This window comes from Burkholderia sp. WP9 (genome assembly GCF_900104795.1).
Classification (GTDB): Bacteria; Pseudomonadota; Gammaproteobacteria; order Burkholderiales; family Burkholderiaceae; genus Paraburkholderia.
Genome location: NZ_FNTG01000005.1, coordinates 170,093 through 182,652 on the forward strand (window position 1 = coordinate 170,093; position 12,560 = coordinate 182,652).

The window sequence follows — 12,560 nt, forward strand, 5'->3', positions numbered from 1 at the left end:
TGGTTATGTCGCAGTAAGAGATGGACGGTAGAATTCCGGCGATACAAAGTCGCTGATGAGAGAATCGGTGAAGACGCTAAACCCGGCGCTGGCCACGGTATTGAAACGCTTGCACTATCCGTTGGAGGTGATTCTGACGTGCGTGCGCTGGTACGTCGCCTATCCGCTGAGTCTGCGTTATCTTGAAGAAATGATGGCCGAACGTGGGACGTCGGTCGATCATTCGACCGTCCATCGCTAGGCGCTCAAGCTATTGCCGGTACTGGAGAAAGCGTTTCGCCGTCGCAAGCTGCCAGTTGGAAAGAGCTGGCGAATGGATGAGACATACATCCGCGTCAAGGGCGACTGGAAATATCTCTACCGGGCCGTCGACAAGGACGGCAACACCATCGACTTCCTGCTGCGCGCCCATCGGGACCAGACTGCAGCCCGGCGTTACTTTGAGAAATCGATCGCTCAGAACGGCGTCCCCGAGACGGTGACCATCGACAAAAGCGGTGCCAATCTCGCCGCGCTCGAAGCCATCAATGCTGATCGTGAGACGCCTATCAAGATCCGCCAGTCCAAATATCTCAACAACCGCGTCGAGCAGGACCATCGGGCAATCAAGCGGCGCACCCGACCCATGCTGGGGTTCAAGACTTTTCGCTGCGCCCGGATTCTTCTTGGCGGCATCGAAGTCATGCATATGATCGCCAAAGGACAGATGAAGTGCGCTCGCGGAATCCATTCGTCCGCCGCCGATCAATTCTACGGACTGGCAACGTAAGCAGTACTTCTCATATCGATCATCTTGCGTCCGCGAGCCTTACTGCGACAAAACCGTCATGCGTATGTTTCGAGTCGGTATTTGTCTATTGAAAAACCGACGACGGAGGAGTGCCAAAAGTAATCGGCGGTCCGTGTGCGCATTCGAATGGCCGCAAAAATCTAGTGTAGGGCAGTGATTTGCTTAAAAGGCCAGTTCAAAAAGGCCGCTTTGTTCGGCTGAAGATGTTCCAGCAGACGAGTGAGCAGGCTAGTTTGAGGAATGCTTCGTGAATGTCAGATCGGCGTTCGAAGCGAATGCGAAGACGACGGAAACCATGGAGCCACGAATGAGTCCGTTCGACAACCCAACGGAATTTGCCGAGGCCGCTGCCGTGTTCGGTGCGGCGCCTGGCAATGACCGGTCTAATGCCACGCTCGCGAAGTCGGCGGCGATGCGAGTCGGAGTCGTAGCCGCGGTCGGCGTAGATGACCTTGGGCTTGCGAAGCGGTCGGCCGCGCACGCCTCGAATCGGCGGGATGGCGTCGACCAGCGGCAGCAGTTGCGTGACATCGTTGCGATTCGCGCCGGTCAGGATGACGCTGACAGGAACGCCGTTCGCGTCTACGAGGACGTGGTGTTTAGATCCTGGTCGTGCGCGATCGGTGGGGTTTGGCCCAGTTTTTGGCCCGCTATCAAACACTCCCCCGGCCTTCACGGCTATCCGGGCCCGACCTGGACCATAAGCCAGCTACGCGAGATGATCTTTCAGCGCCTCGGCGTCCGGTTTTCGGCGGTGCATGTTGGTCATCTTGTCCGAAGTTATGGCCTCGCGTACCGGCTCGGCTACTCGCCGACAAGCAAATCGTCCCGCAACACTTCGCAGAGGTCGCAGACCGGTGTCTGGGCTTCCCGCTGGGCGCTCGCTGCGAAGATGCTGATGAACGGAGATAGTGTTGAACTCGTAGCGAAAACGCTCAACATCGGCGTCCCAACAATTCGAAAATACAGATCCCTGGTGAGGGCCGGTCAGCTCGACGCCATCGAACAGTGAAGCCATCCGGGTGTAAGCCAGCTCTTTCGGCCCGGGAGCCGGACTGGTTACGCGGCCGACTGGGAGACAATCCAACCGCACACGGTTACGAGACGGAAGTGTGGAGGACGGGGGACGTGTAGAAGCTGATCAGGCAAAGGTTCGGCATTTACCACTCACATGGCGACGTCAGAACGGTCGTCGGAAAACTCGGTCTGGAGCATAGGATCCGGCCGCCGAAGGGGCGCACGGAGAAGAAGCGGCTGACTATCAACGACGAAGTAGTGGCATGGGTCGCCGCTACACTAAAGGAATCGCCGCGGGCACACGGCATAGCCGCCGATTATTGGACAAACGCGCACTTGCGCTCCGTAATTCATCAGCGGGTCGGCGTCGACTACACTCGCGGATACATCCTGAAGATCGCAAATCGCGCCGTGGCGGCAGACCTGCCTACACGGCGCCGAGGCTGATCGGTTAATCCTGGTCGCGACTGTGCTCTCATTTTTGGCCATGGTGGAAGCGTGGATGCCTTGTAACATCTTGCCAGACGTCTGCTTTGCGGTTAAGGTCCGGGCTGGTGAGCGCTGGTCGTCAGGCCGCGGGAGTGGGTCGAGTTATGCCGATCGCATCAGACGGCTATCGTTAAGCGTTGTTCGATGGCGCCGGAGGTCGGACATTGACGCGTCCGGTCCCCTGCTGGAAGTGGCCATACCCAGAACGGCACACGTGACCTGACCGTGCCGATCAGCTACCACGGGGCGCCAGTGCAGAAAAGCTTTCGGTTCCCAAAAATGCCAATTTCCTCCTACGATACGCACTATTAGCGATCAAAGACATTTCGGGACTGGTGCACCGGTCGATCAAGAAACGGGCAAGGACGTGGAAAGTTTCCAAATACTCGATCACATCACGGACGGCGTCCTGGCGCTCGACCGCGAGTGGAAGTTTCGGAACATCAACCGGACCGCTGCGCGACTGCTGAAGCGTCGGCCCGAGGACCTGCTGGGTCGCGAGATCTGGGCCGAATACCCGGATCTCATCGGGTCGAGCTACGAAGCAGCCTATCGGCAGGCGGTCGAGACCGGTATGCCCAGCACCGCAACCGACTTCTACGCGCCGCTGGGTAGCTGGTTTGAAGTGCGGGCGTTCCCATGCGACGACGGTATCGTCGTGCTGGTTCGCGATGTCACCGAAGCGCGCGCGATCTCCGAACGTTTGTCGCGCCAGGCCACGCATGATGAACTGACCGGCCTCATCAACCGCCGGGAACTGCTGCTGCGCCTGAACAGTCTCGTCGACGAAGGCGCGGCCGCTTCCGTCGATCTGCTCTTCATCGACCTTGACCGCTTCAAGGATATCAACGACTCGTTTGGCCACGCGGCGGGCAATGAAGTGCTGCATGCCATCGGCGAGCGTCTTTCCGACATGTTTACCGAAGGCGCCCATGTTTCGCGCATCGGCGGTGACGAATTCGTAATTTCCCTCGTCGACGCCCCCGAGGGCGAGGCCGCGCGCGTCGCGCGCGACGTCACAATACGCATGCGCGAACCAATTCAGACGCCGTGCGTGCGGGCCTCGGTGGGCGCGAGCATCGGCGTGGCGCGCTACCCCATCTCGGCATCGAATGCGGGCGAGCTGCTGCGTAATGCGGACATCGCGATGTATCACGCGAAGCGCGCGGGCGGTTCGCAGGTGTGGTCGTTTGGCAAGGAGGATGGGCAGCGCCTCTCGCATCGCCGGCGGCTACGCGCGGATCTGGAGAGTGCGAGCGCCGCGCGCCAGTTCGAACTGCACTACCAGCCACAACTGGACCTGCATACTGGCCGCGTCTACGGAGCCGAGGCGCTTCTGCGATGGAACCATCCGCAACTGGGGCTGCTCACGCCGGCCGACTTCCTCGACGTGCTGCTTGAATCGCCGGCCTACGAGGCGACGGGCGACTGGCTGATTCGCCTTGCGTTCCGCCAGGCGGCGAAATGGCAGGCGGCGAGCCGCATGCCGTTCAAGGTCGCCGTCAATCTCTCGGCCACGACGATCCAGAACTGCGATCTCGCCGCACTGGTTTCGGAGGCAGCCGAGGCGGCCGGCGTATGCGCTTCCGCACTCGACATCGAGGTGACGGAGACTGTCGTCATGAGCGACTTCGCCGCTGCGTCGCGCGCGCTTTCAGCTGTACGAAGGCTCGGCGTGACCGTCTCGCTCGACGATTTCGGCACCGGCTACTCCAGCCTCGCTTACCTCACACGGCTGCCTGTCGATCGCATCAAGATCGACAAGTCGTTCGTGCAGGAGCTCACAGTTAAGGAGACCTGTCACCGGCCACGCGCGATGGTCGAAGCGATGGTGGCGCTCGCGCGCGCTGGGCATGAGAACGATCGCGGAAGGCATCGAGACCGAAACGCAATTCGTCCTCGTCAAAGAACTCGGTTGCGATGCCGTGCAGGGATATTTCATTGGCAAGCCGGTATCGGCAGCGCGCATCGAACCTTACGCCGAGACACGGTTCGGGGCGGCTGGAGCTTCGTCGTTTCACGACGCAGGAAGCGGATCGCGCTAGCGGTCAACACGCAGCCCCTCGGCGGCTGCGTTAGCGATGTCATCAGTGCGGTCGTGAATGACCGTTTGTGAACTTGGACGCGACCTCCCGAGCAATATAGGACGGTCGGCCGCTGTGGGTCGATACTACGCGTTCGCCGAACGGACAGCGGCCATCTTGAAGCCATCACCGCGGGCGGCCTCAGGAAAATCGGAGTTTCCAGATGCTGAAATAACGTCGGAGCCTAGCGCGCCTGTGTCTGCGAGTAGGGTCAGGGCCGCGCTGGCAGCGAGGATGGCGATTCTCGAAGCATTGAGAGGCGAGGCTTGAATCGGTGTAGCTCCTTTTCCAACCCCTGCCATTTGTTGCGAGCCAGACTCCTGCTCGACAAACGCCAGAAATTGTCGCCAAGAATACAACGCAGCGACGCATTCCTGCGCGCCAGCATGTCGCCCACGAGCTCGCTGACCTCATCGGGAGTCAATTGAATCCATAGAGGGAACGCGGGAATCATTGCTGCGGCACTAACAGCAGGCACGACCTCGTCGAATAGTGACTGTTTGAACGAGACGATCGTCATATTCGGGCAGTGTTGGGTAAGCCGTTGCGCGACCTCATTGTAGTCGACCTCCCTGTTCGCAAACAGGACAGACATGATACGCCAGCAATTGCGCCGTTCTTCAGCACTGATCGGGTCAGCCATGGCACGGACTCCTGAAACGATAGGTTCCAAAATTGCGAAATCCACTCGCGACGCGTCTGTCTGGATAGACTAGGCTGCTACGCACCGCACCTTCTTCCAAAACCCGCGTTGCATGTCGCAGTATGGACTTTGATCAATACGCAACAGGTGCAGGCCGCTGCGCCATATCACCTTGGAGATAGATCTATATGCGTTTGGCATGGCAAGACCCGTCTCATAAGTCGAAAATAATAGCCGAGGAAATCGCTCAGGTCATCGAATTTGAGCATCCCACTCAATCTATATGCCGATTACATAGTTCATCGTTTTCGAGCCCCTAGATGCTATGTGGGAGGGCAGCGACAGAAAGCCCGACTGGAGTAAAACGGGAGTTGCACACTCGTGTTCTCCAAAGGAGCACGCAAATGGTTAAGCCTGACACAGCCCTCCGTGGGCAGAATACGACGGCAGGTGGGTACCTGTACATGGCTTTTGAACTGGGCGAGAAGAACTGGAAGCTCTCACTAGGTAATGGCCGGCGCGCGCCCAGCCGCTGTACGGTCGGCGAGGGCGATGCCACGGCGGTTCTCACTGCCATCGCCAACAAACGCCAGGGCGCGTTGCCATCTCGGCGCCGACGCACTCGTCTACAGCTGTTATGAAGCAGGCCGCGACGGTTTCTGGCTGCACCGCTGGCTGGCTGAACAGGGCATCGTCAATCTCGTGGTGGATTCGGCCAGCATCAAGGTGAACCGCCGTGCCCGTCGCGCCAAGACAGACCGGCTTGACAGCGACAAGCTGCTGTCGATGCTCATGCGCTATTACGCGGGCGAGCGGCGTGTGTGGGCGGTGGCACGCATTCCCACGCCCGAGCAGGAGGACGACCGGCGCCTGCACCGCGAGCTCGAGCGCCTGCGCAAAGAGCAGACCGCGCACACCAACCGGATCCGCTCCCTGCTGGTACTGCACAACCTTCGGGTCCGCTCTGTCGGCGGCCGCATCTGGACGCACTGGTGGACCCGACAGCGCGAGTTGCTGGCGCCCGGTCTGCGCGCCGAGATTGACCGCGAATGTGAGCGGCTCGCGCTGGTGCGCCAGCAGATCCGGCTGCTCGAAGTGCCGCAGGAGCGGCAGGTGCGCAGCGGCGGACATCCCGGCATGGCGTTGCTCGCACAGCTTACCGGCATCGGTGCAGGCAGCGCGTAGACGCTCGTCAGGGAACCGTTCGCCTGGCGGCAGTTTCGCAACCGCCGGGAAGTGGCCGGCTGTTTGGGGCTGACGCCCACGCCGTATGCCAGCGGCACCAGCGAGGTTGAACTCGGTATCAGCAAGGCGGGCAACGGCGATGTCGCTGGCTGATGGTCGAGCTCGCCTGGAGCTGGTTGCGCCTGCAGCCCGGCAGCCAGCTCAGCCACTGGTTCAACGAGCGCTTTGCCGGTACCGGCAAGCGGATGCGGCGCATCGGTATGCGTCGCGCTCGCACGCCGTCTGGCGATCGCCCTGTGTCGTTATCTCGAGCACGGCGAGATCCCCGCCGGTGCGTTACTCAAACCGCGCGACGTCAACACCTTGACGGCCTGAATCACTGAATGACATCGGATGCAGCAACAGCATGTAAAGATCAACGCGCACGGAACACGCTCGGGCTACCCATTGCGGGTGGCCGTTTCCCTAGATGAGGCGCGTCGGTAACAGGGTAGCTCCAGCGCTTCGCGCATGCGGCATGAGGTGGCCGGCCTGTCAGGCCGGCACGGATAGAAGGTCGACCCGGCACTGACCGGTCAACAGACACCCTGACCTGGGCTTTGTCACGTTGCCGAGGTGGTCGCGTAAAATTGGGAGATGAAAAAGACGAAATCTCTCTATCACGGGCATCGCTTCCCAGCGGTGGTGATCAGTTGTGCCGTTCGTTGGTACTTTCGATTTCAGTTGAGCTTGCGCGACATCGAAGAGTTGCTGTTCGAGCGTGGCGTCGTGGTGAGTTACGAATCCGTGCGCCGCTGGTGCGATAAATTCGGCACAGGGTTCGCGCATCGCGTCAAGGCAGCCCGGCGCAAACCGGGCAGTACCTGGCATCTCGACGAGTTGTTCGTGATGCTGCGCGGTGAACCTTCTGTGCTGTGGCGAGCCGTTGACGAGCACGGCGCCGAACTCGATATCCTGCTGCAGAAGCGGCGCGACACGTCCGCAGCCGAACGATTCTTCAGGCGCGTGCTTCGTTCGTGCCCGACGCCGCGCAAGATTGTCACCGACCAGCTGCGCAGTTATCCGGCCGCGAAGTCCCGTATCCCGGAGCTGGCAAATGTCAAACACGTGTTCGTCAAGGCTGCTGCCCGCGTGAACAATCGGGCCGAAAATAGCCATCAACCTACGCGTGAACGTGAGAGGCGCTTTCGCGGGTTTCGCGACCCCAAGCGCACCCAGGCGTTTCTCGCGAACTTCGGACCGATCCGGCAGCACTTTGCGCTCAAGCGACATTTGCTCCGCGCGTCTCTCTACCGCAAACAACTCACTCGAAATTTTGACGCGTGGCGTCGTTTCACCGAGCTTACCCAAAATCCGTCCTGCCTCTAAGGAAAGCTCCATTCATCGCACTTCTGCGCCGCGATCACTTTAATGTGACAACGCCCTTCCAATGCATAACGCGCCACCGCGGCGTTCGTCCGCGCACACAGGATCAGGCCAACGGGTGGGTTCTCTCCCGGCAGCGTCCAATGCTCACGTGCGTAGTAATTACAGTACATGTGCATCTGCCCCACATCGGCGTGATTGAGCTCGGTGAGCTTGAGATCGACGATAACAAGGCATCGCAGACGCCGATGAAAAAACAGAAGATCTACACGAAACCAGCTTTCACCGATCCGAAGGCGGCGCTGGCGGCCGACGAACGTAAAATCGCCACCCAACTCAAGAAGAAAGTCTTCGAGGCGATGGACCAATGCCTCCTCGAGTTGATTTTCTGAATATTCGTCCTTGAGATCCAGGAACTCAAGGACATAAGGATCCTTGATTGCCTCCTCTGCGGTCACAAGGTCGCCCGGTTGCGCCTTGCCTGACTTCTGCAGCATGGCAGGCCTGTTTTTCGACAGCATCGCACGCGTGTGAAACTGGCTGCTGATCTGCCGATCCAGTTGTCGCACGCTCCATCCGCCACGAAGTGCTTCGGCTTCGTAAAACGCTCTTTCTTCAACTGACCGGGTTCGCCGCATGAGGTGGATGTAGTGCGTCCAGGACAGCTGAAATGTGTTCCCGAGCTGGTCAAAATCGAATTTCCGAATCGCCGGTTCGGAAATTCCTGGCTGGCCTGCGGGCGTAGATTTCCGAATCAGTGATTCGGAAATCGCGGCTGGCGGGTAGGTCTGGTAGTACATCCTCATCAACTCCAGATTGTCAACCCCAAACCCGCGCCCGAAGCGGGCAGTCAGGTCGGCCGACAACCGCTCTAAAAGGGTCTGACCGTAGACCGCACGTCCCTCCCCGCCCTGACTGAATTCGACAATACGACGACCAATCTCCCAGTAGGTAGCCGTCATCAGCGCGTTGACACTTCGGGCCGCAGCACGACGACCGTGTTCCAGAAGCGCCACGATGTCGCCGTGTATGCCGCTGTATTCGGCGCTGCTTATTGCGATATCAGTCATTGGTACTGTCATCAGGTAGTTTCAGCGTTAACGAGTTCAAATGGACATTGGCTATCATCGTGTTGCGCTGTCTGCACTCGGTCGATCGATGAAAATCCATGTTGGCACGCCATCGACCCGAAATCGTCCCGGGCCTTAGCCCGACATCGCCAACCTCCCGACCCTTTCCTGCGCAACTGCGACGACACGTTTCCGGTGTACGTCGCCAGCCATCGCCAGCAGCGAGGCGCAGAGCTCGCTCAGCCGCCGGACGACGGCCACGCAACGGTCCGCCACCAGCAGGAACACCCTCCGATGCATATGTAGCAGGACCGGCGGTGCGACCAGCGCCCGGCTGCGGTCGACGGGCCGGCGCATGTTAACCGCTTGCCGAGGCCAGCATCGAACCGGTGCACCGCCTCTTCCCACAGCGACAAGCAAAGTCGGCGGCCAATTCGGGAGTAATCGCCTCATCGATCGTGAGTCCATAGGCGATAAAAAGCTCGTCGCCCGGTATCACATCCCTGAGTGTCTCGATGAAAACCCGCCCCCGCCCGTCCTCGATCGCCTCGCAGTTCGGCTGGCAGGAGTGATTCAGCCAGCGCGCGCTGTTGCCGCCGACGCTGCCGTCGATCACGCGCCCGTCATGCAGCCCGAAAATGAACGTATGGCCGGGCATGCCGGAGCGGCGGAACCGGGCAGAGGCCCGTCGCCACGAGGTCACCTCGCCGCGATATTCGAGGATCCGCTGGCCGGCGGGAATCGCGCGCAGCGCGAAGACACCTCGTCCATGCACCGATGATTTCCTGACCGTCACGCGCCGCACTGCTGACTCCTGATCCGTTGAAGCCTGCGAGCATAGCGAGCAGCGCACTGCGCGGCAACCGGCACGGTCGCGTCAGAACAATCGGGTCTGCCGGGGATCGCGTGGCGGGGGCCGGGAAACATCATTCCGGCCGGTCTGCCGGCGTTTACCGCGCCTGCTTCCTACCCGCTGCAGCCGTGCCAGCATCAGGCATTCAACTGCCCCATCGTTAAAGCGCAATTCGAATACGCCGGTGTCGCCGGACCGACACCGTGCCGTTGCGCGGAACGACAGGCGTAGCCCCCGACGTTTCGCGCGGGCGATCATCTGCGTGCGACTCATGCCGTGCCAGCAATCCGACATGAAGCGCGTCACGGCCCCGGGCAGGGACTCATGCGCGACACCCTGCGGCAGCGTCAGTCCGGCGAGCAGGTAGAGATCAGCCATGCAGTCCATTTCCCTGGTGGCGAATTACCCTGTCTTTATACCGTTTTCTTGCGACGCGTTGCTGGTTTGGCAATCGGCAAGGCACGGGACGAACGGGTCGGCCGTGGTGCCGTCCGGACCCCAGCCGATGCCGACGACGCCCGCGTTTCCCGTGCACGCGTTTCCGCTTCCCGCAGCGTCATCATCTCCGCCTGCAGCCGCACATTTTCCGCCTGAACGGCATCCAGCCGCCCCTGCAGCACGCCCGCCTGATGACGTGCATCGCCCAGCTGCATCTGCAGGGTTTCCAATGCACGACGGTGGTCGGCGTCCTTCCGGTCCGCGCGACGTGCGGCCTCGTCGAGCTCCTTCTGCAGCTTCGTTGCGGTACTGCGCTCGCGGTCGATCTCGAGCAACGCGCGCTTTTCAGAAGCGCGGAGCCGATTCTCCGCGCGCTCAGCAGTTTCCCGCTGTTTTTCCAGATCGCGCGAAAACCCTTCCCTGACCTCCGCCAGCTCGCGGTCGCGCGCGGCCAGCGCCGTCCTAATCCGCGCCAGCTCCGCCTCCAGCGCTTGCCGCTGCGCGTGGCCTTCCGCCTGCGCCTTGTCTAGTTCGCGGATCTCATCCTGCGCGGCCAGCAGCGCGGCGGTGCGCTGCTCGAGCGCGCTCTCGGTGCGTCCCAGCTCATCGCGGGCGGCAACGACCGACTGCTGCGCCTCGATCCGCTGCGCCTCGAGTTCGGCGCGCAGCGCGTCGAGCGCAGCTTCGGCGGATGCGGTGGCGCGCGACCAGAGGGTGGCAACCAGTTCCCCGGCGGCCGCACCGAGATCGGCCGGCAGATCGGGATGTTCGATGCGTACCCGGCTCTTCTCGCGCAGTTCCGTCCAGAACTCGCCCAGCACCTGCGTCGGTGTGCCCATGCTGCCGCGCTTCACCAGCTGGTAGAGCCGGTTCGCGGTCGGCGTGATGCCGAACCTGAAGAACATCAGCGCACAGACCTCGCGGTACAGCTCACGCGTCTTCGGAAACGCCACCTTGAGGCGCTCGATCTCGGTGGCCAGCGCTGCGTCGGGGGACAGGACATCGCTCATGAGGATTTTCACCGTGAAATTTCCTCGTATATTACTACGTAAACCGTAATATTCCTAATGCCCTCTTCCTTTAATTTTGACATTAATCCTATAATGTTGAGATTCATGCTCAGTGATGCGACAGCCACCGCGTGACACCCCGAACCCCACCTGCCATCGGTCCACTGCCTGTGAAAACCGCACTCATCGCCCCCCGCCCGCTCGACGCGCTGGAACTGACCGCTGACCTCGACGGCCGCGACGGGACCAACCGCGCACGCGGTCACGCGCAGATCACTGCCCGTGACGACCTCGCCGCAGTACGTGCGTGGCTTGCGCGGGTCGCCGACAAAAAGACCACGTTCGAGAACTACCGCAAGGAAGCCGAGCGGTTGCTGCTGTGGGCGATCGTGCAGCTGGGCAAACCGCTGTCGTCGCTCACGCACGAAGACCTGCAACAGTTCCGGCAATTCCTGCAGGACCCGCAGCCGCACGCTCGCTGGGTCGCCGACGGCGGGCGGAAATACCCGCGTCATGATCCGCGCTGGCGACCGTTCTACGGGACACTCGGGCCGAGCAGTCAATATCAGGCAATGGTCATCATCAACGCGCTGTTCGCGTGGCTCGTCGAAGCCGGCTATCTGGCCGGCAATCCCCTGTCGCTGTCGCGCCAGCGCGCCCGCCGTTCAAAGCCCCGGATCACGCGCTATCTCGACCGCGAGCTGTGGCAGGAAGTGAAGGCCCATATCGACAGCCTGCCGAAGGACACCTCGCGCGAGCGCGAGCGCTACCTGCGCGCACGGTGGCTGTTTACACTGTTCTATCTTGGCGGCCTCCGGATCTCGGAGGTCGGCGGCAACACGATGGGATGCTTCTTCTGCCGACGCGATGCGGACGGTCACGAGCGCTGGTGGCTGGAAGTCCTGGGCAAGGGCGACAAGGAAGGGCTGGTGCCGGCCTCGGCCGAAATGATGGTGGAACTCGGGCGCTACCGGCGCGAGCGCGGCCTGTCCGCCCTGCCCTCGCGGCACGAGGACACGCCACTCGTGCTGCCTCTGGGCAAATCCGTGAAGCCGCTGACGCGCGCGGCGCTGCACACCATCGTCAAGGAGATTTTTGCCGGCGCGGCCGAAAGGCTCCGGCTGCGCGGCGACGGCCGGGCGGGACAGGCGGATCTGCTCGAACAGGCCTCCGCCCACTGGCTGCGCCACACCGCGGGTTCGCACATGGCCGACGGTGGTGCCGATCTGCGTACCGTGCGCGACAACCTGCGTCACGCATCGCTAACGAGCACCAACCCCTATCTGCACACACCCGACGAACAGCGTCACCGCGAAACCGAGGAAAAGCATCGCATCGACTGGTAGCCCTCCCCACTACTGTCCGTGAAGGTCGCCGCGACCGGAAACAGCAGCTTGCGCATGAACCGGACCAAGCCACAGGCGATTGTTAGCAGTGACGCTGATAGCAGGCCTTGCCGACGTCGTGCAGGGCGCGACGTGCCGTCTCAGACGACCGAAAAGGTCGGGCTCACTTCTCTCTCAGTGCACCTTTGCGGCTTTCAAGCGCAAGTTCCTTCGAAAGTCATAGAACGCGTTGAAGATGTCAACTGTCCGCCACTCGAACTGTCAACTCGC

The 12,560-nt window shown here is 61.4% G+C and carries 8 protein-coding genes and 3 pseudogenes; 5 read left to right on the plus strand and 6 right to left on the minus strand.

From position 1 onward, the window contains the following. Window positions 1-55 precede the first annotated feature (55 nt). Window positions 56-769: pseudogene (locus tag BLW71_RS40380) on the plus strand (IS6 family transposase). Between the two features lie 196 nt (window positions 770-965). On the opposite strand, the pseudogene BLW71_RS40385 reads toward BLW71_RS40380, so the two are convergent. Beyond that, window positions 966-1,439 (minus strand): annotated as a pseudogene (locus tag BLW71_RS40385) (IS5 family transposase); the annotation flags it as partial. 1,224 nt (window positions 1,440-2,663) lie between these two features. Here BLW71_RS40385 and BLW71_RS40395 point away from each other — a divergent pair. Beyond that, entirely contained in the window at window positions 2,664-4,412 is a 1,749-nt protein-coding gene (locus BLW71_RS40395) for a putative bifunctional diguanylate cyclase/phosphodiesterase (protein ID WP_091810414.1), read from the plus strand. Window positions 4,413-4,591: 179 nt separating this feature from the next. Here the strand turns inward: BLW71_RS40395 and BLW71_RS40400 are convergent, their stop codons facing one another. Beyond that, complete coding sequence (locus BLW71_RS40400; protein WP_091810416.1) at window positions 4,592-5,023, minus strand: DUF7079 family protein; 432 nt, start codon at window positions 5,021-5,023, stop codon at window positions 4,592-4,594. Between the two features lie 404 nt (window positions 5,024-5,427). Between BLW71_RS40400 and BLW71_RS43090 the strand changes: the two are divergent. Then, window positions 5,428-6,583: pseudogene (locus tag BLW71_RS43090) on the plus strand (IS110 family RNA-guided transposase). Between the two features lie 261 nt (window positions 6,584-6,844). Beyond that, complete coding sequence (locus BLW71_RS40410) at window positions 6,845-7,576, plus strand: IS6 family transposase (RefSeq protein WP_091810418.1); 732 nt, start codon at window positions 6,845-6,847, stop codon at window positions 7,574-7,576. On the opposite strand, the gene BLW71_RS40415 is transcribed toward BLW71_RS40410, so the two are convergent. The 4 genes from BLW71_RS40415 to BLW71_RS40435 all read right to left on the minus strand — a co-directional run bounded on the left by BLW71_RS40415 (window position 7,573) and on the right by BLW71_RS40435 (window position 10,944). Continuing rightward, a complete protein-coding gene (locus tag BLW71_RS40415) occupies window positions 7,573-8,643 on the minus strand; it encodes a PDDEXK nuclease domain-containing protein (RefSeq protein WP_091810420.1) in 1,071 nt (356 codons plus the stop codon). The genes BLW71_RS40410 and BLW71_RS40415 overlap by 4 nt on opposite strands. Window positions 8,644-9,001: 358 nt before the next feature. Further along, window positions 9,002-9,448 (minus strand): SET domain-containing protein, encoded by a 447-nt coding sequence (locus BLW71_RS40425; RefSeq protein ID WP_091810425.1) that lies wholly within the window; start codon window positions 9,446-9,448, stop codon window positions 9,002-9,004. A gap of 72 nt (window positions 9,449-9,520) precedes the next feature. Then, entirely contained in the window at window positions 9,521-9,874 is a 354-nt protein-coding gene (locus BLW71_RS40430; RefSeq protein ID WP_091810426.1) for a hypothetical protein, read from the minus strand. A 35-nt stretch (window positions 9,875-9,909) separates the two neighbouring features. Continuing rightward, window positions 9,910-10,944: a DNA-binding protein gene (locus BLW71_RS40435; protein WP_091810428.1), complete on the minus strand. Its 1,035-nt coding sequence runs from the start codon at window positions 10,942-10,944 to the stop codon at window positions 9,910-9,912. Window positions 10,945-11,114: 170 nt separating this feature from the next. Between BLW71_RS40435 and BLW71_RS40440 the strand changes: the two genes are divergently transcribed. After that, window positions 11,115-12,290: a tyrosine-type recombinase/integrase gene (locus BLW71_RS40440; RefSeq protein WP_091810430.1), complete on the plus strand. Its 1,176-nt coding sequence runs from the start codon at window positions 11,115-11,117 to the stop codon at window positions 12,288-12,290. Window positions 12,291-12,560: the final 270 nt, after the last annotated feature.